Origin of the sequence: Infirmifilum sp. NZ (genome assembly GCF_022693705.1) — an archaeon.
In the GTDB taxonomy this organism is placed as follows: domain Archaea; phylum Thermoproteota; class Thermoprotei; order Thermofilales; family Thermofilaceae; genus Thermofilum.
This window is the reverse complement of the sequence record NZ_CP094288.1, coordinates 1,288,944-1,310,182: the sequence shown is the minus strand read 5'-3', so window position 1 is coordinate 1,310,182 and position 21,239 is coordinate 1,288,944. Positions and strand designations below refer to the sequence as shown.

Sequence of the window (21,239 nt, the reverse complement as noted above, 5' to 3'; positions counted from 1 at the left end):
GAAAGCTGTGAATAGAGTTAAAAGCTTTGCTAAGTAACAGCTTTTGTGCTAGAAATCGTTCTAAGTATTTACACGCCCATAGTGATCGGGGTTTTACTCGGAGCCGGCCTGAGCCCCGGGGAAAGGGAGCTCTACTTCTTTTCGAGGGTGGTCCTTTACGTCTTTCTGCCAGCACTCCTGTTCACGTCCACGTACAGCCGTGTTTTCCAGGCAACAGATCTGCGACCATTCGCCCTCACCGCTCTAAGCGCTCTGAGCGTCGTTTTAACGTTCTTGCTAACAAGGTCTCTGAAAGAGGAAGCTGAAGTCGTCTTAACTTCAATGTACGCAAACGCGGGGTACTTGCCTGTCGGAATCGCCCAGTCCTTGTGGGGCACAGAGGGCGTCGCGAGTGTGGGCTTTTACATTTTCGGTAACAACTCCGTCTCTAACGTCTTAGCTCCCACGCTCTCAAGCAGGATCAGCTCCCCATACTCTCTGGCAAGAAGAATCCTGTCCTTCCCGCCAATCACCGCCGTGATGCTGGGACTGGTGCTAGGAGCAGTAAGGGTAACTTTGCCCAGCCTCGTTATACAGCTCCTGAAGCCGTTTTCCGATGCCGCTGCGACCATAGCCCTAGTCCAGTTAGGGGTTGAGTTCGGCGTTAAGCCTGCGCTTGACCCAGAGGGGTTAAAGTCCTACGCGTACAGGCTCGCCGTAGTAGTTCCCCTCACACTTCTGTTCGTCAAGACAGGTATCCTCGAGGGCGTGGATAGGGGCGTGGCTGTCCTAGAGAGCGTTATGCCCAGCGCCGCGTCCTGTGTACCTATCTCGCGGGAACTTGGCTTGGACGCTAAACGGGTGGCACGCATAGTTGTGACGTCCACGCTTGTAAGCACCGTTGCTGTTCTACCTCTGCTACTCGTCTTCGTTCGGCTGTAGCCTCGATACGTTTAGTTTATTTGTATCTTCGGCTTCATGTAATCGGAGTATGATCAGGTCGATCGTAGCATTGATCGTCTCAATCCTGCTTCTATCGACAACGATAGTTACCTCGCTGGAGAGGCAGGAGGGTCGAAGCGAGGAGGTGAGTACAGCGACCCAGATCAGAACCCTTTCCTCTAACACAACAACGGTACCTTCCCAGCCGTCAGGCAACATCACAAGACATACGCAAGCGACTGCAGGCACGGTCTCAATGCTCTTCGCATCGCTAGTTCTGGCTCTCGGCACACTCTACGTTGTCGCATCAGCACTGAGGGTTAGAGTTGCGCACGGCTTCCTTGAGAGAGAAGCATCGAAGGTCAAGCTCTCAAAAGCGACCTCGTCAGCAAGCCTGTTTTTCGCGCTGCTTTCCGCTGCGCTCGCCGCAGTTAACGCCAACCTCTCGCTGCTTGTCTTCTCGTCAGTGCTGGCTGCGGTATCAGCGCACATGTACATAAAGGGCAAGAGGACAGAAAAAGTGCTAATGAGGCTCCTCGCTTCCTAGCAACGCTACCCGCGGCTCTCCGCCCTTAAACGTGTAACCTCTCAGGAAAACCTCACAGTTGGAGTGAATCCCGATGTTCCCAGCCGCGTCGAGGGCTATCAACCCGATTGTGTTTTCCTCGGAAAACAGCCTCGTGACCTCGTGCACCACGTCACGAACAGCCTGCTCAACGCTTACGCCGGACTTCACCTTGAAGGCCACTCTCGCCGCTGCAAGGTACCTGGCGATGAGCTCCCCGATACCGGTAGCAGAGACCGCCACCACTCCGTTCTCGGCGTAGACGCCTGCTCCGGGGAGGGGTGTGTCGCCCACACGTCCCGGGAGCTTCAACCACAGCCCGCCAGTGCTGGTGGCAGCCGCCAGGTTTCCATCCCTGTCTAAGGCAACTGCTCCGACAGTATCTGGTAGAAAAAGCCTGACGATCTCAAAATTCCTCCTCCATAAATCATAGCCGAGGCTCCTCACCTTTTCGAGAAGCTCTCGATACCTCTCGAGGAGCCTTGGCGAAGGGGGCGGGATACGCTCGAAGCCCAAGGCCTCTGCCAGCTTATCGGCCCCGTAGCCCACGAGAAAGACGTGATCTGTTCTCTCCATGACCTTGCGCGCCAGCGACACGGCATTCCAGGTGTACTTTAGCGAGGCTACGGCTCCGAAGCTTAGGTCTCTCCCGAACATCACGCTCGCGTCAAGCTCCTGCTCTCCCAGAAGGTTAAGTGATGCTCCTTTTCCCGCGTTGAAGACGCCGGAGCCTTCCATGCTCTTCACCGCCGCTTCAACCGCATCCAGAGCGTTTCCCGAGGATAGCGCACTCATGCCATCATAGAGGGCTGAGCGCAATGCCTCCTCGATCGCTGCCCGCTCCTCCAAAATAGAGGGTCTGAACCTCCCCGCACCGCCGTGAATTACGAGCACTTCTCGTGGCACAGCTTAGGCAAGGCTTTCATGGAAATATTTTTTACCACCCTTGCTGAGCTAAGCTTTGGTGCGCAAATGTACCCGGTTGGAGGCTACCCGGTGATCCCCCTTCAGTTCAACATAGGTCCCACCGAGATACTCCTCCTCATCGTAATCGCGCTAATACTCTTTGGGCCGAAGAAGCTTCCCGAGCTCGCTAAGGCCGCCGGTGAGGCTGTCAGGATATTCCGGGAGGAGAGCCAGAAGATAACCTCTTCGGTTGAAGAGGCGGCATCCCCTAAACCCCAAGCAACCTCCCTCTCAGATGAGGAGCTTAGAAAGCTCGCCGAGAAGCTTGGCGTGGAATCCGAGGGCAAGTCCAAGGAAGAACTCGTTGAAGAAGTGATCAAGAAGGCTAAGGAGAAAGGCCTCATATAGCCGTTCAACAGCATTTTAAGCAATACATACATTTTGCTGCAAGCTTTCTCTTCTTCCTAGAGGTTCATGGAAGTCCTGCTTAAAAAGAGGCCGAAGAAGTACCTGCTCGACTACCTGGCTCAGTCCAGCCAGAAAGTGAGTGAAGAGATCTCCAGAGTGGAGCGGCTTTACGAGGAATTGTTGAGGAAAGGCGAGTCCAACGCCTTCTTGAAGGCCCTCGTAGAGAAAATAGCATCCGAGCTCACGATCCCCGACCCACCCCTCCCGCCCGAGTCCGAGGCTCTGCCTCAGAGGCTCGAGGAGTACGAGAGGGGTCTCAGGTCTCTTGAGGAGGTGCTTACACAGACACTGAGCTTCCTTGAGAGAGTTGAGAAAGTGCTACCGGAGGCAGACAGGGCTGTCGAAAGAGTTGAGAGCTACGTGAAGCTCGTGAGCCCGCTCAACCCAACGATGGCCTCTGAAGCCGCCAAAGCAGCGGCAAGGGTGAGAAGGTTTCAAGAGCTGCTACTGAAAGAGCCTAAAATGTCCACTCTGGCAGACCTCGAGAGGGGGCTGGAGGAGCTCGATAGAGTAGAGAGAGCTCTGAGAGCCGAGTACGAGAAGGCTCTCGGTTTCATACTCAGAGATCTGCAGGCGACACGAGAAGTGGCTAGAAGGGCCGTTGCCGCCGCGGTTCTCCAAGAGAAAAGCGTCCTAGAAAGGGAGATCGAAAATCTTAACAGGCTGGAGCAGGAGCTCGTGGAGCTCAAGGTGAACCCCCAGCCGCTGGACACGCAGAAGTTCTACGCGGAGCTTAGAAGGATTAAGAGCACTGCGGAGGAAGTCCTGAACAAGAACCTCGCACCTAGTGAAGCTAAGGTTCTCGAGTCTGTGCTGTGGCTGGCCTCCTCGAGCGACAATAAAGTCTTCGAGTTCTCGGACTTCGTCGAGCTCGTAGCCAGGAGAGGAGAGGTCGGCACAAGCGAGGCACTGTCCGCCCTGTATAGGCTATCGAAAAGCGGCGCAGTGAAGGTGGTTGTGCGGGTCCTCGGGTAGCTGCTCTGCCTGAGCTAGAGCTTGAACACGACGTTCTCGGTTGAAGCCAGCAGGCGCAGTCTATCCTCCCCTCCTATGCTTTTAATGTACTCGGCAACCTCCACTGGGACAAGCTCATCCCACTTACCTCCCTCTGCGATCAGCCTCCTCACAAGCCTTCCCTGGAAAAGCTCCCTATCGAAGTTTGGCGGCCTCACGACCTCATATCCCTTAGCGCGTGCAAGGAGCTCCACAAAGGGATTGCCAGTGCAGACGGCTTCGAATCCAGGTACACGCTTCTCAACGTAGTCTAGCCAGAGAGAATTGTCGGGAATGTTGTCTAAGGGAATCACGTAAAGCCTGTCCCAAACCTCTCTGAGCGCGCGCCTCAGCATCGTAATCCTCTCCCCGGCGGTGAAGGGGTTCTCGAACGTGAAGCTGTACTGCGCCGCCGTGACCAGCACGATCACCTCCTCGCTGATCCCGAGTAACCAGCGTAAGGCTTCAACGTGTCCTTTGTGAACAGGTTGGAAACGTCCTGGGAACAATGTCCTACCGAACACAGAGTAGATAGGCCTGCGGAGCTAAAAAGGGTGTGGTCTTGCCCCCTCGGGGTTCCAGGGAGGAGCGTTATAATTCTTCATATGTGCTGTGACCGCTAAGCGTCGAGGGGGCCACGGATGTAGCTCGAAACCCTCCCACAACATCTTCTCCAACCCTCGGGAGTGAGAGAAAGCATAAGTCGAACACAGAAGAAAACGGGTGAAAAACTAAAAAGTACCATGGATTACGTATCTAGGAGTTGAGCTTTGAGCGTGGTTGCAGGTATCGACGAAGCGGGTAGGGGGCCTCTCATAGGGCCAATGGTTGTCGCGATCGCGTGTGCCAACCCTGTTAAGCTCAAGTGGCTGGAGGCTTTGGGCGTTAAAGACTCAAAGCTCGTTTCCCCGGGACGCCGGGAGAAGATACGGAGAGCTTTAGACAGCATCCTAGAATACTCCGCTTTGCGCGTTGTCCCTCCGGACGAGATAGACAAGGCTGTGCAGAGGGTAGGGTTCGCGAGCTTAAACGAGCTGGAGCTTAGGGTCATGGCTGAGCTGGTGCTCGAGGCGAGGAAAAGGGTTCCCGTCGAGAAAGTGTACGTGGACTCCCCTGACCCGGTACCGGAGAGGTTTGGCAGGAGGCTGTCTGAGCTGATAGGCGGAGGAGTTGAGGTTGTGGCCGAGAACCACGCAGACAGAAAGTACATTATAGTTTCAGCAGCTTCGATCATCGCTAAGGCCGAGCGCGAGAGAATAGTGAGCGAGCTCAAGAAGATCTACGGCGACTTCGGTTCAGGGTACCCATCGGATCCAAAGACCCTCAGGTTCGTCGCCATGTGGATTGAGAGGAAGGGGGCACTACCTCCAATAGTCCGCAGGTCCTGGAGCACTCTGAAAAACCTTAAGTAGTATCCCTTGGGGAACAAGGAGGGGGTTACCTATGAGCCAAAGAGGCTTTTACGCGCACCCCACAGCGGTAGTAGAGGAGGGCGCGGAGGTGGGGGAGGGGACGCGTATATGGCACTTCGCGCACGTGAGATCCGGGGCGCGCATTGGGAGAAACTGCAACATAGGTAAGGACGTGTACATTGACGCTGGTGCCGTGGTGGGGGACCGGGTGAAAATACAGAACGGCGTGTCCGTCTACCGCGGCGTGGTCATCGAGGATGACGTCTTCGTGGGACCGTATGCGGTGTTCACGAACGACAAGTACCCTCGAGCATTCTCCACCGACTGGGAGGTCGTTCCCACAGTCGTGAAGAGGGGGGCAAGCATAGGGGCCAATGCTACGATCGTGTGCGGAGTCACTATAGGCGAGTACGCCATGGTCGCCGCCGGGAGCGTTGTAACGAAAGACGTCCCACCTCACGGTCTCGTCGCGGGGAACCCGGCCCGCCTCATAGGCTTCGTGTGCTACTGTGGGAGGCCGCTTAAAGAGAAGGTTGGTGAGACTAGTGAGAGCGTTATCTTCAGGTGCTCCCACTGCGGTCGAGAAGTTGCTATAAAGAAGGAGCACCTCAAAACCGCTGGAAAAGCTAGCGGTTAAAGCTTATTACCGATAAATGTGTCATTGAATAAAAGCGCATAGTAACTACTCTTTATCTCATAGCGGACGCGATTTACACACGATGCAGAAGGAGTACATTCTAGCCGTAGACGTTGGCACAACCACTGTTAAATCGGCCCTGTTTCACGTAACCGGCAAGCTTCTCGCATTAGAGGGGCAGGAGTACCCGACATACTTCCCGCGCCCGGGGTGGGCGGAGCAAGATCCGGATGACTGGTGGAACACTGCAGTGCAGGTAGTTCGAGGTGTCCTCAAGAAGTCGAGGGTGGATCCTGGGAGTATTCTAGGTGTGTGCGCAAGCAGCCAGCGGGAGACCATGGCTTTCCTAGATGAGAGCGGGCGTAGCCTCGGACGTGTTCCAATTTGGATGGACAGGAGGAGCGCGCCGCAAGCCGAGAAAATAAAGGAGAGGATCAACCCAGAGGAAATATACAGGAAAACGGGTCTAGTCGTCGACGCAACGTTCACCGCAACGAAGCTCTTGTGGTTCAAGGAAAATCAGCCCGAGCTTCTTAAAAGGGCTAAGGTGGGCCTGCAGCCTAAAGACTACATTATTTACAGATTGACCGGGGTAACCGTCACAGATCACACTGTAGCGTCGCGAACGATGCTTTTCAACATACACTCCCAGCGCTGGGATGACGAGCTGATAAGAGACCTCGGGCTAGGCGAGTACGCTGACCTCCTCCCGGAGTCGCTACCTAGCTGGGAAGTCGCCGGCGAAGTTACACCCGAAGCTGCCTCCTTGACCGGCTTGAGGGCAGGCACGCCGGTGCTAGCCGGGACGGGGGACAGGACCGCCGAGATCCTCGGGGCGGGTATCCTTGACCCCAGCCGAGTGGAGGAGTCTACGGGCACTGGTTCGACTACGGCAACCCTGCTCAGGGAGCCGCGCCTAGACCCAAAGATGAGGTTCTCTGTGGGGGTTGGGCCTATACCTGGCACGTGGGCCCTTGAAGCTGGTATGTCGACCGCTGGGGCTATACTGAGGTGGTTCCGGGACAACCTCGCTGAGGGCGTTAACCTGCTGGCTAGCTCAACCAAGCGCAGGGCCTACGAGTACCTAGATATGGAGGCCGAGTACGTTCCACCCGGATCCAACGGCTTAATAGTCCTACCGTTTTTCTCCGGTGCTCGGAGTCCGCGTTGGAACCCCCACGCTAGGGGCGTCATCTTCGGGTTAACGGTGTTCCACACGAGGGCCCACATCTTCAGAGCCATGATGGAGGGGGTCGCCTACGAGTTGAGGAAGATCCTAGAGGTTCTGAGAGAGTTCGAGATAAAGCCGTCGGAGCTCGTGCTGATGGGCGGGGGTGCGAAGTCGCCCACGTGGGCTCGGATTAAGTCGAACGTCACAGGCCTGGAGGTGGTTTTGCCGGAGCTACTGGACGCCGCCCTCGGCGGTGACGCCATGCTGGTGGCGGTTGCCAGCGGGGCCGTCGGCAGCTACGGAGAGGCGGCGAAGTTGTTCTTCAAGGAGAGAGTGAGGATCAAGCCCGAGGCAGGCGCCGTGGAGATCTACAGTCGCTACTACTCCCTCTACGAGAGGCTCGCCGAGGTCCTTAACGACTATTTTAAGGAGGTCTCGCAGTTAGCCGAAGTACCGGTGGTCACTCCACCGTGGGACATCGAGAAGCTTGTCCACCTGCTGTTAAAGCTCGAGTCATAACCTACCCACGTACTCTTTGAGCCAGACAACAACCCTCTCGTAGCTTTCCCTGCCCTTCTGCGTCAGCTCTATGTATTCCCCGTCATCCCCCTCAACAACGCGCAGAAGCCCCTTTTCCTCCAGCCAGCCGAGGTATCTGGTAAAAGCCGGGTAGTTGAGCCTGCTCGCCATCTGGAGGTGGGTCTTCTTCATCCTACCCTCACTGTAGAGCGCGTCGAGTATACGGGCGATCACTATGAGGTCGACTCGCATTATCAACTAGAAGAGAGGGGAAGCAAGAGAAGATAAATATTTTCATTGACTTCTCGAGTTCCCCACAATCATCTTCAGCTCCTCGATAGCGGAGGGGTCTTCGATAGTGGTGACATCACCCAGATTCTGCTCCCCCTTCACGATCGCCCTTATGACACTCCTCATTATTTTACCGCTCCTTGTTTTAGGGAGCTTTCGCACGAAGAAGATGTTAGCGGGCTTTGCAATCGGCCCTATGGTCTCCGAGACGAGGTTCATTAGCTCCTCTTCGAGCTTAACGCTCGGCGTAAACCCCTCCCGCAATACCACGAACGCTACCGGGACTTCTCCCTTAATAGGGTCGGGCTTCCCGACTACAGCGGCCTCAGCCACGGCCGGGTGCGAGACTAGAGCGCTCTCCAGCTCCATCGTCCCAATCCTGTGCGCCGCAACCTTCAGAACCTCGTCTGCCCTGCCGAGAACCCAAAAGTACCCATCCTCGTCTCTCATGGCGTAGTCGCCCGGGTAGTAGAAGCCCGGTAACCTGCTCCAGTACGTTTCGATGTAGCGATTAGGGTCGCCCCATACGCCCAGCAGCATGCCGGGCCAGGGCTTCCTCACCACCAGGTAGCCCTGAGTGTTTGGAGGAGCCACCGCGCCGTCTTCCGTTAGAACCTCCGCATCAACGCCCGGGAGTGGCAGGGTGCAAGAGCCGGGCTTTAAGGGAACTAGGTCGATGCCCGCGGTAGGAGCTATCATGAAGCCTCCGGTCTCTGTCTGCCACCACGTGTCGATGATGGGGCACTTGCCCTTGCCCACCACCTTGAAGTACCATTCCCAGGCCTCGGGGTTTATTGGCTCCCCGACGCTGCCGAGTATTCTGAGCGACGATAAATCATGCATCTCAACCCAGTGGTTGCCGTAGCGCATGAACATCCTGATCGCGGTTGGCGAAGTGTAAAACGCGGTGACTCCGTGCTTCTCGATGATGCTCCATGTCCGATCGGGGGCTGGGTAGTCCGGAGCCCCTTCGTACATCACGGTTGTTAGGCCGTGCATTAAAGGCCCGTAAACCACGTAGCTGTGACCTGTTATCCACCCGATGTCGGCTGTGCACCACCACACGTCTTCATCGTTGGGGTTGAAAGCCCACTTTAGCGTCCAGTAGACCCAGACTAAGTAGCCCCCCGTGCTGTGGTAGATTCCCTTAGGAGCACCGGTGGTACCGGATGTGTAGAGGATGAATAGCGGGTGGTTAGCGTCCAGCTTCTCGGGCTCAACGTACGCACTCCTGCTTATGCCCTCCATTAGGGTGTGGAACCAGAAGTCCCTCCCCTCAACCATGTTCACGTTCACCCCCGCGCGCTTAACAACGATAACGTTCTCGACAGAGAACGTCTGCTCCAACGCCTTGTCGGCTATCTCTTTAAGCGGCACTACTTTCCCCCGCCTGAACCCTCCGTCGGCTGTCACGAGGAGCTTGGCCCTCGAGTCGTTGATCCTTCGGGCCAAGGAGTCGCTGCTGAATCCCGAGAACACCACAGTGTGCACAGCGCCGATCCTGGCGGCAGCGAGCATGAAGATCGGGAGCTCTGGGATCATCGGCAGGTAGAGAGCTATTCTGTCACCAGGCTTAACCCCGAAGTTCTTGAGGAGAGCAGCCACCCTGTTAACTTCCACATACAAGTCCCTGTACGTGTACTTCCTTACCTCGCCATCCTCACCCTCCCACACTAGCGCGACCTTGTTCTTCCTCCAGGTCCTGACGTGCCTATCCAGCGCGTTGTAGCTGGCGTTGATCTTCCCCCCGACAAACCACCTGTAGAAGGGCTTCTGGGAGTCGTCCAGCACTTTGTCCCAAATCCTGAACCACTCCAGCGCGCGGGCGTGCTCGTCCCAGAACTCTTCCGGGTTTTCAAGCGCCTTAGTCCTGAGCTCTTCGAGTCTAGTCGTGAGGACCTTCCTCTGCTCTACCGGAAGCACACCCATCGTTGATCAACAAACACGATTAAGACAGTCACTGAATAGCATTCCCGTGCATTTATCATTACAAAACATACGCGGGCATAGGAGATGGAGCCGGCGTAAGCCATTTGTAAAAATTTTCGGTAAAGTGGACCGGCCGGGATTCGAACCCGGGACCTCCGCCGCGCTTGGGGCGCGGAGCCCTTGCAAGGGCGACATCCTCCCGCTAGACGACCGGCCCTCAAACTGCCCAAAGAGTTAACGTTATTTATTCTTTTCCTGAGATAGATCCTCGATGATGACAGCACGTCAGTTTGAAAGATGATATTATTGGTCTTTGCTGACGTGAGTTAGACCGGTTGGAAGTAAAGCCACTTCTGCTCTCACCTCCTGAAACTCCTGCAGAGAGCGCGGCGGGCTCCTGACGTTAAGGACGACTAGCGATCTGCGTGACGAAGGGTCGGAGACATAGAGGGTTAATGCCTGCTCGAAGCTCAGGCCCTCAAACCACGTGTAGTTGTGTATCGCCAATCCTTCGGGTGCGCCCCGGTGCACCGCGGCGTAGATCCCGAGCCAGGGGTTTATTGGCTCCACGGGGGAGTCGGAGGAGCCCATTACGGTGGCCCCGGTGCTGAGCAGGGATTTGTACGTGTAAACCCACTTCGTCCGCTCCCCCAGCCTCTCAGCGATCCACGTGTCGCTGAGCACGAAGTGCGGCTGAACCGAAATCCTTGGTCTCAACTCTGCTATGGCCTCGAGGAGGTCGGGGGGCGTTACCGAGGCGTGCTCTACTCGGAGCTTGCCCGCGGCACGCCGGGAGGCCTTCAGGGCTTCTTCAACAGCTCGGTCGCCTATAGCGTGTACGGCGGTCTCCAGCCCCTCCCCCGCTGCCTCGGCGGCTATTTCGGCTATTTTCTCAGCGGTCAGCAGTAGGCTCCCGGAGGTCTCGCCGTCGCTGTAGCGCTCCCGAAGGGCAGCCGTCCTGGCGCCTAAGCTTCCGTCGGCAAAGATTTTCACTCCCTGAACAAGGTCAGGGTAATGGCTGTGGACGCCTTCGAGGAACGACTGGTAGTCAATGTACGCCCTGTACTCCTGGATAAATTCCCCACTCTCCTTCAAGCTTTTTACCAGCTCGAGCTCGGATCGCGAGCTGGACATCGAGTGAAGCGAAGTGACCCCATAGGAAAGGTACTCAGAGAGCAAAGTTTTCACCAGGCTCTTTACCTTCTCCGCCGGGGGCGGCGGAATCTTGGATAAAGCGTACCCGACGAGGTCTTCGAAGATTATCCCCGTGGGTTTACCGTCCTCAACGTGGATAAATTTCCCGCCCTCCACGCTTGGCTCAAGCAACCCGAGGATCTCCATGGCCTTTGTGTTGAGAAGGGCCGCGTGCCCGCACACCCTCACCAGGAGTACCGGGTTGTCTCTCGAGACGTCGTCGATGTCATAGCGCGTGGGGAAGCGCTTCTCGGACATCTTGTCTTGGTCCCAGCCCCTACCTACCACCCACTCCCCCTTGCCAGCCGATAATACCGCTCTCCTCACTTGCTCCCTCAGCTCCTCCAGGGATCGAACACCCCGGAGGTCTAGCCTACCGCGGCTTACAGCGGTGGAGTAAAGGTGCATGTGAGCGTCCGTCATGCCGGGAACAACCAACCTCTGATCTACATCGAGCGTCTTGACCGGCTCGAACCTCCTCACCCCCTCCTCTCGGCCCGCGTAGAGGACCCCTTTCCCCGGGGAGAAAACGATGCTGTCCACGTCATCGTTGAGGGGGTAAGACACGTTAACCAGGGCTAGGCGCATGGTAGGGTATTTAGCGCAGCTCACTATATAAAACTGTGCCATCCCTAAGAGAGTTGCTCAAGGATCTGATACCCGGGGATCTTTTGAAACTCGTTCCATCCAGCTTCGACATAGTAGGCTCTAGGGCTGGAGCCGTCGCGATCGTCGAGATACCTGAGGAGCTTGAGCCGTACAAGAGGGTTATCGCGGAGAAGATAATGGAGCTGCACAAGAACGTTAGAGCGGTGTACAGGAAACTCGGGGAGAGGACCGGCGAGTACAGGGTACGTGAGCTGGAGCTTATCGGCGGAGAAAGCGTGAGGGAGGTCCTGCATAAGGAGCACGGCTACCTGCTTAAACTCGACGTGACGCAAGTTTACTTCTCCCCCCGCGAGGCTACCGAGAGGCAGAGGGTCGCTAGCAAGGTTAAGCCCGGAGAATTCGTTGTCGTGATGTTCGCTGGGGTAGGCCCCTTCGCAATTGCCATCGCGAAAAAGCAGCCGCTGGTCGATAAAGTGGTTGCCATCGAGATCAATCCCGTCGCATACAAGTACATGGTGGAGAACATCCGGCTTAACAGGCTCGAGGGGAAGGTTGTGCCGGTTCTAGGCGATGTCCGCGAGGAGGCACCGAAGTTCGCTGGCAAGGCTGATAGAGTCGTGATGCCTCTACCGAAGGGCGCCTACATGTACCTTCGCGAAGCCTTCGCGTGCTTCAAGCGCGAAGGGGGTGTCCTTCACTTTTACTACTGGGACCGTGAAGACGATCTGTTCAAAAGAGGGTTCGAGATCGTTAGGAAATCGGCAGAGGAGCACGGCTTCAAAGCAGAGTTGCAGGAGGCGCGTGTCGTCTCCCCATACGCGCCGAGAGTGTACAAGCTGGCCTTCGACGTTTTGCTGAGCCGAAGAATATAAAGCCGCGATAAGCTATTGCCACGCAACGCTCTGCCTTAAGGGTGGACCAGGTGTTTAAGACTGGTATGAAGTTAAGGATCGGTGCGGTAGTGCTAAGCGATTTAGAGAAGGCTATGCTCAAGAGTGGCGTGGACAAGGTGTACGTAGTCTCAGGGGCTCAGGAAGCCCTCAAGGTGATAGACGAGGTTGTTAGGAAAATGGACGTGGACCTTTTGCTAGTCGATGACGTCATTGCCAATCAGATAGGAAAGAGCAAGCTCTCCGAAATAAAATACCGGAATCCTTTCCCAGCGATCGTCGAGCTTGAGACAAACCGGGTTCCGAAGCCCGTGAACTCTTAGCGGAGCTTTAGGAGCGTGCTTAGGAGCTCTGGGAACGTTTTCTCCCTTATTTCAGTCAACTTCGCCTCAAGCGTTCCGTTATAGTACTCCCTCCCGTCGCTGGAGACCGCGATTATCCCCCCGCTACACTCCACCTCCTCCCCTAGCGACACCTCGAGGTCAGGTTTCAGCTTTGAGAGAGCGGTCAACTTCTCTCTGATTATCTTGTGGACTTTCTGGGAGTCGCCGGTACACGGGTGTACGACCAGCTTGGAGGCACGCATACTCTGAATCGCCTCCTCGAGCCTGCGAGAAAGGAATATGTCGTAGTACTCGGGGTTCTGCTTGAGCTCGCGCACCACTTGGGACAGCATGCTCTCAAGATAGTTGAGGGCGTAACTGTACCTCTCTGCCAAATACTTACGCCTTATCTCAAGCCTCCTCGGCGCTAGCTCGCTCTCAGCTTTCTGGCGCGCCTCAGCGATGAGCTGCTTAATCCTCTGAGCCCTTATCTCCTCTGCTCTTGCAGCGGCTTCCTGGAGTATTTTCTGGGCCTGCTCCTCGGCCTCCTTTAAAATTCTGCGGCTCTCTTCTTCGGCAGCAGCCCTGAGCTCCTCGATCAGCACCTCCATCAGGCTTTTGTTCGTGCTCATGCGCATCACCTAAGGAGAGCTTCAAGCAGGGCTTTCCGTACCTCGTTCTCGTTCTTCGCCAGGGCGATCTTCACCATCTTCAGCTTTTGGCGCTCAGCTCTCTCAAGGGCATCCAGGCTCTCCTGAACCTTGCGCAACTCCTCCTCGAGCATTCTTTTCACGCTCTCGTCTAGGGCTACGTCTTGGGCCTTAGAAAGCATCAGCTTAGCCTGCTCGCGCGCCTTTGCGATAATCTCGTCAGCGATCTTCTTGGCCTCAGCCACACGGGCTTCGGCTTTCCTCTGCTCCTCCAGTATTACCCTGATGTCTAGCTCATCCGTCAACGAAGCAGCGCTTCTTAACCTTTCGTGACCCATTTGAGCCTCACCCCTACGGCTAGCGAAAGCCTGCTATATAACTCTTCCAGGCGGTTAGTGGACGCTTTGTCGGATGATGGGATTACCACGACAAGTGGCGGTTCCTTCATTATCGAGGTGACCTGGTTGAGGCGTTCTCTAACAGCGGAGTAGATCTCGCCCTCCAGGAGAGCCACCCTGTTCTCGAGGATCTTCGAAACTATATTCTCGACCTCTTCGGCGTTCGGCTTCTTGCCCACCTTGATAACCTCGAATCCCAGAAGCCTCAAAGGGTCCACGGTCTCTGTCGCGCCAATGGCGACTATGCTCACGGGCGATCCCGATAACGTAAAACACGTCGTTATTTATCTTTTCCTTTGATCAGCTCCTCGATATCTCTCAGTACCTTTCTCTCAATGAGCCCGAGATCCTCCGGTTTGTATGCCTCTATAGTGACCCTTATCACCGGCTCCGTGTTTGAAGCCCTTACGAGGAACCAGCCCTTATCGGTGTCCACGCGCACTCCATCTATTGTGGTAACTTTATCGTACTCCGCAGAGTACTTGTTCTTTAAGGCTTCTACGATTCTGAACTTCTCCTCGTCGGGAACATCCACCTTAAGCTTCTTGGTAGGGGGCATCGCCACGCGGTATCTTGAGACGGGGCCCCCCAGCTTCTCGACCGCCTCAAGCATGAAGAGCAGAGACAGCACACCGTCGTCCAAGTTGACGCCGTTGTAAGTCACGAAGTGCCCGCTACTCTCCACGCCCAGCTCAGCCCCGGATTTAACTGCGTCGAGGATCATGAATATCCTGCCTACGGGGACGCGTATGACCCTGCCTCCCATCTCGGCTACAACCCTGTCAACCACGCTTGAACACTCAACGTTAGCGGCGACGTTTGCCCTGCCCATCGCGCGGAGCATCACCACAGCTGCCTGCTCGGGCGCCAGGGGCGACCCTGTCTCATCGAAGAATATCACCCTGTCCCCATCCCCGTCGAATGAGACCCCTATGTCCGCCTTTAGGTCCCTGATCAGAGCCGACATGTACGCAGTGTTTTCAGGTGTGGGCTCGCTACCTCTAACCGGGAAACGTGGGTCTACGTCGCAGTTCACCGTGATGACTTCATAGCCCAAGTCTCTGAGGAGCCTTGGGACCACGAGAGAGGCCGAGCCGTTCCCGCAGTCGACGAGCACCCTAAGCCCTCCGGAGTGACCTCCAACCTTGTGAAGGAACTTGATGTACTCTGGGAGAATCTCCCTTGCACGCAGCGAACCATAGCCGCTCAAGCCAGCCCACATCACCCCCGATTCGAGCAAGCTTCTTATCCTCTCTATGTCCCCCAGGCATATCGGCTCTCCGCCAGGCCTGAACATCTTTATGCCGTTCCACTCAGGAGGGAGGTGTGAGGCCGTAATGTAAGCAACGTGGTAGCCCAAGTGCTTCGAGGCGTAAATAGCCATTCCGATGGGCCCGACACCCGAGTCGACGACATTAGACCCCGCGCCCATCAGACCGCTCGCCAGTGCCCGCGCGAGTATAGGAGAGCTGAATCTGACGTCGTGGCAGACGCAGTAGTCCCCGCGTTCCAGGTTGGAAAGAGCGGCCCCTATTAGGGCTACAACGTCCGGTGTGAGGTCCTTCCCGAATACTCCTCGAATATCGTATGCCCTGAAAATATTAGTGGGTAATGCCACAGGAAAGCCTACGGTTACTCGACCTAATATTCGTTTCTGAGTGGGTAATCGTGGTAAAAGTTACTTCTTACTATTTTTTAGTTGCTTCTCCCCCGTGTCGACCTGCGTTGTTGCAACCGTTCGTCGCCCCCATCTACTCCTCGGGGCAGACCAACCGAGCAGTACATTGCACTGTAGGGCGAACTCGAGGCCGAAGAAAGATGATTATTAAGGGGGCTTGTGGGAACCAAAATACCTATATATTTTGTGCGACCTGCAGGGGGTGTATGAAGTTCCGCTTAATGGATCTGTTGGCGTGCCCCTACGACAAGCATTTCCCCCTTGAGCTCTACGTGATCGAGAAAGTCCGATACGAGAGGACTTTCACCTTCAAGAGCAAGCCCGCCTGCGAGCTCTACTGCGCGTTTAAGGGAGTAAAGGTTGAGGAGCTTAAGGGTTCTGACCCAGGGTGCGACGAGTGCATCAAGTACGAGGTGAAGACAGGTGTCCTGTACTGCCCCGAGTGCGGCAGGTGGTGGCCGATCAAAGACGAGATCCCGATAATCCTCCCGGATAACCTTCGTAAAAAGGAGAGTGACTTGAAGTTCCTCGAGAGCGTGAGAGAGAAGCTACCCGAGAAAATAGTGATGGGTGGAAAGCCCTGGAACCTCTCGCAACCTACTCATGAGTAAAGACGTAGAGTCCGGGCTCCTCCACTCTGATGAAACCTATCCTTACGAACTGGACTCTGTCTTCCCTTTTGAGCTGTCGGGTCGCCGGCTCTCCTAGGCCTGCTATAACTTTTACAGTGTCGCCCTCAACCTTCAGGATGCGACCAGGATTGTTGTCCTCCTTGGGGACCCACTGGATAATCTGAAGATCCCTCTCTTTAGCGTACCCAACATCGTTGTTTAAGAACTCTAGAGTACTCCCTCCGTCAACGACCCGGAAGTTTCCAAGGCCCATTAACCTAACCTCGTTTCTTCCGGCGAGCGAGTCGCTCTCTACCACGACGCGCGGCTCGCTAAACTGGATCCTGCGCTTGCCGCGTTCGGGGTACGATGGGTGGACCACGACCTCCGCTGTGACAGGGGTTTGCAGCCCTCTGAGCTCTACTTCGCGAAGAGGCTCTCGAACAAACATGTACCTGTTCGATATCGGCTCGAGGTACTTCTTGTTCAGGGCGTGGATCTTCTCGATGCTTATAGTTGCGGTTGAAGGCTTGATCCCAACCTCGAAGACCATGTCCCATATTGTCTGAGGCAGTATCCCCCTCCTTCTGAGAGCTATGAGGGTCCCAAGCCTCAGGTCATCCCACCCGTCGTAGAGCCCTTTCTCGATGCCCTTTCTTATGACGGACTTGCTCAGAATCATGCCCTCAAGGTTGAGCCTGCCGAAGTGTATACCTACTGGCGGCTTCCACCCGAGGTGCTTGTACACGTACTCCTGCTTAAGCGTATTGACGGCGTGCTCCTCTCCTCTCAGGATGTGGGTAACCCCCATCAGGTGGTCGTCCACCGCGCAGGCAAAGTTGTAGGTTGGCCAGACGATGTACTTGTCTCCGACCAACGGGTGCGGGTACTTCTTCGTGTCTATGATGCGGAAGGCAATCCAGTCCCTGACAGAGGGGTTCGGGTGGGCGGGGTCTGTCTTTACCCTGAGAACCGCTTCCTCTTCACCGTACTCCCCGGCGAGCATCTTTTCCCACCTTTCGAGGTGCTCATCCGGAGGTAGCGTTGAGCAGGGATCGGGCAAGCCGGCGTCCCGATACCTCTTTATCTCGTCTTTGGAGTGCGTGCAGACGTACGCCCCGCCTCTCTCGATGAGCATTTTCGCGTGAGCGTAGTAGATCTCCATCCTCTGGCTCTGCACGTACTCTTCGTCCCAGCTAAGCCCGAGCCACCTCAGATCCTCCTTGATGAGGTCGTAGGCTTCAGGCATCGGACGCTTCGTCTTCGGGTCAGTGTCCTCGAAGCGCAGGATGAACTTGCCCTTGTACATAACCTTCGCGTAGTAGTAGCTCAGGATCGCTGGCCTAGCGCTACCGAGGTGAAGCACGAAGTCAGGGTTCGGGGCAAACCTGGTTACGACGACTCCTCCAACCTCGTCCACCCCAGGCAACGGGGGTAGACCCCTCCTCTCCTCCCTTCTCCCCCCGGCAAAGGCCTCAGGCCACACGTCCCTCAACTCTCTCTCCTGCTCTTCCAGGGTCATCGAGTTAACTCTCTCCACGACCTCTCTGACCACCGCGACGACGTCCCTAGCCCTAGCCCTCAGCTCTGGAACCTCCGCGAAGACCTTGCTTGCAACGGCCTTTACATCGGCCTTCCCACCGTACTTCACAGCGTTAGCTAGAGCGTACTTAAGGGCAATCCGGTGAATATCGAGCTCCATGAGCCTTCGCACTTAGGGGGACCAGCATCTACTAAACATTTTCGCATGCTCCTCGTCGGTTTACGGCGAAAAGCCTATAAGGCAACCATAACCATAACTCCTTGGGTCTGCAAGGGCCGGTAGCTCAGTGGGAGAGCGTCCGCTTGGCATGCGGGAGGTCCCGGGTTCGAATCCCGGCCGGTCCACTTCTGCCCTGTTATTTTACCTCGCTTAAGGCGAAGATACCCTTCAGCGTTAGCTCCACCTGCGCCTGTCTAAAGACCACGTAACCGTACAACAGTAACCGTCGAGCAATGCCTCTACTGCTGGGACCCAAGCTCGACGCTGTGTCCATGAACGCTCTGTGGCTCATCACGCCCCCACTCGCCTCCAGCTCGCTCAGCAGGGCCACGGCCAGCTCCGACTCGTCCCCAAACGCATACTTGACGAGGCTCTGCTCTCGGAAAATCACCGGAGACTTAAAGAGCGGCACATCAGCGCCGAGCGCTTCGTTCTCTCGGAGATTATATCTGCTCCTGCTGAGAGCACCCAACTGGAGCGCGCGGGGAAGAGCCAAGTGCCTAGCAAACGAGTAACCAGTGACACCCGAAGTTCTGAGCTTTTGCCACAGGCTGAACTGCGGCGGGTTCACCAAAACGAGGCGTTCCGTGCCCGAAGAGGAGAGAGCGTGAATGAGCGAGTGGAGATAGTCGGCTGTAAGGCTTTCTGCGTGAATACACGCCTCTTTTTGCCCAAGCGCGGCCAGCGCGGACGTGGCGGGTGCGAAGGGTAAGAGCTGCACGCTCTTGCTCGGCTTCGGCTTAGCCATGTAAAGGGCTACTCGCAGGACTTCCCACCAGTCATCCGGCTCGACTGCAGCGGCCTTGTGGACGGTGTGCGGCCCTGGGGCATCGGCTAGGAGCACAGTCAATCTCCCAGGCTTGCGCAAGCCCACGTCGTGCTTGAGGGCCTCTGAGATAAGCCACTCAGGCGCGTAAGCCCAGGGAGGGGTTTCCCCCCATGGGGTAATCGAGAACACGTTCCCGGGACAAGTCTCGCCGTAAACGGCTTCGATGAGCATGGGGTTCACAGAGGCCGGAAGGTGTCGGGAGGCTGCTGTGATGGCTGCTGGGGCGGGGTGATCGGTAGCATGGGTGGGATCCCCAGCTCCTTCAGTAGGAGCATCACTTCGAAGAAAACCATTGATGTTACGAGCTGCAGGAGCTGAGGGTCAGGGGGGCCGCGCAGGAGCTTGGAGCTCAGCTCCTCCAGCTCGGACCTGTCACCGACTGCTGAGAACTTTCCCTTCACCTTCACCGAGAAGACGGGGGGTGCGCTCTCGACGCTGGCTATGAACTCCGCCGTAAGCTGGTTTCCGGTGGCTGTAACGTTTAATGGGAAGTTGAGCTGCATGTTGACGTTTAGCGGCCCCTGGGGTGGCTCTGTGATTTTTTCAGCCTGTAGGTAGGTGAAGGCTATGGATGTTTGCACGAATAGGTTTAATTCTCAGCCTCGACTTAAAGATTGTGGCGAAAGCTGTTATTTCCGGTGGCCCCGGCGAGAGGAGGCTTCTGCTGGGGAACGAGGCGATCGCCAGGGGTGCGCTGGAAGCTGGTATCTCGGCAGCTACAGCTTACCCGGGAACTCCCTCGACAGAGATAGTCGAGTCTCTGGCAGAGGTTGCAAGGGACTATGGGATCTACGTTGAGTGGAGCACGAACGAGAAGGTGGCGCTCGAGGTCGGTATAGGTGTGTCAATGATGGGCCTCAGGGCGCTCGTCGCCATGAAGCACGTAGGGTTGAATGTGGCGTCTGACCCTCTCATGAGCCTCGGGTACACAGGAGTCGTGGGCGGCCTCGTGATCGTCAGCGCTGACGACCCGAACGCCCATAGTAGCCAGAACGAGCAGGATAACAGGATATACGGGATACACGCCAACATCCCCGTCTTTGAGCCATCCACGGTGCAGGAGGCCAAGGACCTTACGAGGGAGCTCTACGAGCTATCGGAGAAGTTCCGGATGAGCGTGATCCTCAGGACAACGACGAGGCTCGCCCACAGCAGATCCCCCGTGGTCTTCGGCGAGTTAGTGAGGCATGGTAGAGGGGCTTCGTTTCACAGAGACCCCGAGAGGTGGGCGCTACTACCTCCCTACAATTTGGTGAAGCACAGAGAGGTCCTTGAGAGGCTTGAAGAGCTTTCCAAGCACCTCTCTGACTTCAAGTTCAACTCAGTTGAAGAGGGTGAGGAAGACACCGCCATCGTGGTCTCAGGCGTCGCCTACAACTACGTTAAGGAAGCTCTTGAAGAGCTGGGCGTCAGGCTGCCTGTATTCAAGTTCGCCTCAGTTTTCCCTCTACCTCGCGGGCTCGCGCTGAAGGCGCTCTCCTACAAGCAGGTTGTCGTGGTGGAAGAGCTCGAGCCTGTGTTGGAGTGGCAGTTGAAGATTCTCGCATACGATGAAGGCATGCCTGCGAGAATTCACGGTAAGGACGTCCTCCCGCGGGTCGGGGAGCTAAACAAGGAGATTGTGAAAGCGGGCATATCGAGGATCCTAGGCATACCCTACGAGGCTCCTCCAGCACCAGTCCCGCTGGTGGAGCTCCCGAGGCGACCCCCGGTCCTATGCCCAGGCTGCGGCCATAGGTCCACCTACTACGCTGTTAAGCTTGCGGCTCAGCGTGCAGGTGTGAAGCCGGTGTACGCTAACGACATTGGTTGCTACACTCTGGGCTTTTACCCGCCCTACCAGATGGCCGACTTCACGTGGAGCATGGGGTCATCTATAGGGATAGGGCTCGGGATCGCGAGGTTCGGCAGCGAGCCTGTTATAGCGTTCATCGGCGACTCCACATTCTTCCATGCGGGAATCCCGGCGCTGATCAACGCCGTTTACAACAAAACACCCCTGCTCGTCATCGTCATGGACAACGGCGTGACTGCTATGACGGGCCACCAGCCCCACCCTGGCTCTGGAGTAGGGGCGATGGGCGAGCAGAGGCCTACCGTGCGCATCGAGGACATCGCGAAAGCCGTGGGAGTGAGGTTTGTGGAGACGGTCGACGCGTACGATGTTACCGCTGTGAGAGACTCGGTTCAGCGTGCCCTCAAGTTCTTGAAAGAGACGGGTGAGCCAGCAGTGGTGATCTCCAGGCGGCCCTGCGCACTTCTCGTGCTACGCGAGAGGAGGCGTAGAGGAGAGTCCTTCAAGCGTTACACCGTTGTGAAGGAGAAGTGCATCAACTGCGGGATATGCGTTGACAGGTTTGCGTGCCCAGCTATCGTGCGAGATACTGATGGGAAAGTCGCGATATTGCAGGACATGTGTACCGGTTGCGGGGTCTGCGCTGCGATATGCCCGGCTAAAGCCATTCAGCCGAAGGAGGGGTGAG

At 56.4% G+C, this 21,239-nt stretch carries 23 protein-coding genes and 2 tRNA genes; 12 read left to right on the top strand and 13 right to left on the bottom strand.

Features of this window, described 5'->3' with window-relative positions:
• The first annotated feature begins 45 nt into the window (after window positions 1–45).
• Both MOV14_RS07145 and MOV14_RS07140 read left to right on the top strand, forming a co-directional pair.
• Complete coding sequence (locus MOV14_RS07145) at window positions 46–921, top strand: AEC family transporter (RefSeq protein ID WP_318536639.1); 876 nt, start codon at window positions 46–48, stop codon at window positions 919–921.
• A 49-nt stretch (window positions 922–970) separates the two neighbouring features.
• Window positions 971–1,468, top strand: coding sequence for a hypothetical protein (locus tag MOV14_RS07140; protein WP_318536638.1), 498 nt, complete (start codon window positions 971–973; stop codon window positions 1,466–1,468).
• On the opposite strand, the gene MOV14_RS07135 is transcribed toward MOV14_RS07140, so the two are convergent.
• Window positions 1,445–2,392 carry an isoaspartyl peptidase/L-asparaginase family protein gene (locus MOV14_RS07135; protein WP_318536637.1) on the bottom strand — a complete coding sequence of 316 codons (948 nt, stop codon included), beginning with the start codon at window positions 2,390–2,392 and terminating at the stop codon, window positions 1,445–1,447. The genes MOV14_RS07140 and MOV14_RS07135 overlap by 24 nt on opposite strands.
• A 66-nt stretch (window positions 2,393–2,458) precedes the next feature.
• Here MOV14_RS07135 and tatA point away from each other — a divergent pair, with 66 nt between their 5' ends.
• Together tatA and MOV14_RS07125 are read left to right on the top strand one after the other, a co-directional pair.
• A complete protein-coding gene (gene tatA / locus MOV14_RS09960) occupies window positions 2,459–2,800 on the top strand; it encodes a Sec-independent protein translocase subunit TatA/TatB (protein WP_326403626.1) in 342 nt (113 codons plus the stop codon).
• A gap of 66 nt (window positions 2,801–2,866) precedes the next feature.
• Window positions 2,867–3,835 (top strand): hypothetical protein, encoded by a 969-nt coding sequence (locus MOV14_RS07125; protein WP_318536636.1) that lies wholly within the window; start codon window positions 2,867–2,869, stop codon window positions 3,833–3,835.
• Window positions 3,836–3,849: 14 nt separating this feature from the next.
• Here the strand turns inward: MOV14_RS07125 and MOV14_RS07120 are convergent, their stop codons facing one another.
• Window positions 3,850–4,377 carry a nicotinamide-nucleotide adenylyltransferase gene (locus tag MOV14_RS07120; RefSeq protein WP_318536635.1) on the bottom strand — a complete coding sequence of 176 codons (528 nt, stop codon included), beginning with the start codon at window positions 4,375–4,377 and terminating at the stop codon, window positions 3,850–3,852.
• A 252-nt stretch (window positions 4,378–4,629) separates the two neighbouring features.
• On the opposite strand from MOV14_RS07120, the gene rnhB reads away from it, so the two are divergent.
• From rnhB to MOV14_RS07105, 3 genes are all read left to right on the top strand, one after another.
• A complete protein-coding gene (gene rnhB, locus MOV14_RS07115) occupies window positions 4,630–5,265 on the top strand; it encodes a ribonuclease HII (RefSeq protein WP_318538147.1) in 636 nt (211 codons plus the stop codon).
• A 31-nt stretch (window positions 5,266–5,296) separates the two neighbouring features.
• A complete protein-coding gene (locus MOV14_RS07110; RefSeq protein ID WP_318536634.1) occupies window positions 5,297–5,902 on the top strand; it encodes an acyltransferase in 606 nt (201 codons plus the stop codon).
• An 82-nt stretch (window positions 5,903–5,984) separates the two neighbouring features.
• Window positions 5,985–7,592 carry a xylulokinase gene (locus tag MOV14_RS07105; RefSeq protein ID WP_318536633.1) on the top strand — a complete coding sequence of 536 codons (1,608 nt, stop codon included), beginning with the start codon at window positions 5,985–5,987 and terminating at the stop codon, window positions 7,590–7,592.
• Here MOV14_RS07105 and MOV14_RS07100 read toward each other — a convergent pair.
• From MOV14_RS07100 to MOV14_RS07085, 4 genes are all read right to left on the bottom strand, one after another.
• Complete coding sequence (locus tag MOV14_RS07100) at window positions 7,587–7,844, bottom strand: winged helix-turn-helix domain-containing protein (RefSeq protein ID WP_318536632.1); 258 nt, start codon at window positions 7,842–7,844, stop codon at window positions 7,587–7,589. The genes MOV14_RS07105 and MOV14_RS07100 overlap by 6 nt on opposite strands.
• 42 nt (window positions 7,845–7,886) lie before the next feature.
• Entirely contained in the window at window positions 7,887–9,812 is a 1,926-nt protein-coding gene (acs, locus tag MOV14_RS07095; RefSeq protein ID WP_318536631.1) for an acetate--CoA ligase, read from the bottom strand.
• A gap of 125 nt (window positions 9,813–9,937) precedes the next feature.
• Window positions 9,938–10,029: transfer RNA gene (locus MOV14_RS07090), tRNA-Ala, on the bottom strand.
• A gap of 86 nt (window positions 10,030–10,115) precedes the next feature.
• Complete coding sequence (locus tag MOV14_RS07085) at window positions 10,116–11,594, bottom strand: amidohydrolase (protein WP_318536630.1); 1,479 nt, start codon at window positions 11,592–11,594, stop codon at window positions 10,116–10,118.
• Window positions 11,595–11,629: 35 nt separating this feature from the next.
• Between MOV14_RS07085 and MOV14_RS07080 the strand changes: the two genes are divergently transcribed.
• Together MOV14_RS07080 and MOV14_RS07075 are read left to right on the top strand one after the other, a co-directional pair.
• Window positions 11,630–12,487, top strand: coding sequence for a class I SAM-dependent methyltransferase (locus MOV14_RS07080; RefSeq protein ID WP_318536629.1), 858 nt, complete (start codon window positions 11,630–11,632; stop codon window positions 12,485–12,487).
• 50 nt (window positions 12,488–12,537) lie between these two features.
• Window positions 12,538–12,828, top strand: coding sequence for a V-type ATP synthase subunit F (locus MOV14_RS07075; RefSeq protein WP_318536628.1), 291 nt, complete (start codon window positions 12,538–12,540; stop codon window positions 12,826–12,828).
• Here the strand turns inward: MOV14_RS07075 and MOV14_RS07070 are convergent.
• Genes MOV14_RS07070 through MOV14_RS07055 form a run of 4 tightly spaced genes read right to left on the bottom strand, consistent with a single transcriptional unit; the run spans window position 12,825 to window position 15,494 of the window.
• Window positions 12,825–13,460: a V-type ATP synthase subunit E gene (locus tag MOV14_RS07070; RefSeq protein WP_318536627.1), complete on the bottom strand. Its 636-nt coding sequence runs from the start codon at window positions 13,458–13,460 to the stop codon at window positions 12,825–12,827. The two genes, MOV14_RS07075 and MOV14_RS07070, sit on opposite strands and share 4 nt — an antisense overlap.
• A 5-nt stretch (window positions 13,461–13,465) precedes the next feature.
• The gene (locus tag MOV14_RS07065) at window positions 13,466–13,816 is read right to left on the bottom strand and encodes a hypothetical protein (RefSeq protein WP_318536626.1); all 351 of its coding nucleotides are present in this window, start codon (window positions 13,814–13,816) and stop codon (window positions 13,466–13,468) included.
• Window positions 13,798–14,127 carry a V-type ATP synthase subunit F gene (locus MOV14_RS07060; protein WP_318536625.1) on the bottom strand — a complete coding sequence of 110 codons (330 nt, stop codon included), beginning with the start codon at window positions 14,125–14,127 and terminating at the stop codon, window positions 13,798–13,800. Before MOV14_RS07060 ends, MOV14_RS07065 begins: the two co-directional genes overlap by 19 nt.
• 29 nt (window positions 14,128–14,156) lie before the next feature.
• Window positions 14,157–15,494, bottom strand: coding sequence for a phosphomannomutase/phosphoglucomutase (locus MOV14_RS07055; RefSeq protein ID WP_318536624.1), 1,338 nt, complete (start codon window positions 15,492–15,494; stop codon window positions 14,157–14,159).
• Between the two features lie 266 nt (window positions 15,495–15,760).
• Between MOV14_RS07055 and MOV14_RS07050 the strand changes: the two genes are divergently transcribed.
• Window positions 15,761–16,165 (top strand): Trm112 family protein, encoded by a 405-nt coding sequence (locus tag MOV14_RS07050; RefSeq protein ID WP_318536623.1) that lies wholly within the window; start codon window positions 15,761–15,763, stop codon window positions 16,163–16,165.
• Here MOV14_RS07050 and MOV14_RS07045 read toward each other — a convergent pair.
• Window positions 16,152–17,867: a glutamate--tRNA ligase gene (locus MOV14_RS07045; RefSeq protein WP_318536622.1), complete on the bottom strand. Its 1,716-nt coding sequence runs from the start codon at window positions 17,865–17,867 to the stop codon at window positions 16,152–16,154. The two genes, MOV14_RS07050 and MOV14_RS07045, sit on opposite strands and share 14 nt — an antisense overlap.
• 113 nt (window positions 17,868–17,980) lie before the next feature.
• Here MOV14_RS07045 and MOV14_RS07040 point away from each other — a divergent pair.
• A tRNA-Ala gene (locus tag MOV14_RS07040) sits at window positions 17,981–18,052 on the top strand.
• A gap of 11 nt (window positions 18,053–18,063) precedes the next feature.
• On the opposite strand, the gene MOV14_RS07035 is transcribed toward MOV14_RS07040, so the two are convergent.
• Together MOV14_RS07035 and MOV14_RS07030 are read right to left on the bottom strand one after the other, a co-directional pair.
• Window positions 18,064–18,936, bottom strand: coding sequence for a hypothetical protein (locus tag MOV14_RS07035; RefSeq protein ID WP_318536621.1), 873 nt, complete (start codon window positions 18,934–18,936; stop codon window positions 18,064–18,066).
• Window positions 18,933–19,337 (bottom strand): hypothetical protein, encoded by a 405-nt coding sequence (locus MOV14_RS07030; RefSeq protein WP_318536620.1) that lies wholly within the window; start codon window positions 19,335–19,337, stop codon window positions 18,933–18,935. Before MOV14_RS07030 ends, MOV14_RS07035 begins: the two co-directional genes overlap by 4 nt.
• Here MOV14_RS07030 and iorA point away from each other — a divergent pair.
• Window positions 19,328–21,238 (top strand): indolepyruvate ferredoxin oxidoreductase subunit alpha, encoded by a 1,911-nt coding sequence (iorA, locus tag MOV14_RS07025; protein WP_318536619.1) that lies wholly within the window; start codon window positions 19,328–19,330, stop codon window positions 21,236–21,238. The two genes, MOV14_RS07030 and iorA, sit on opposite strands and share 10 nt — an antisense overlap.
• Window position 21,239 lies beyond the last annotated feature (1 nt).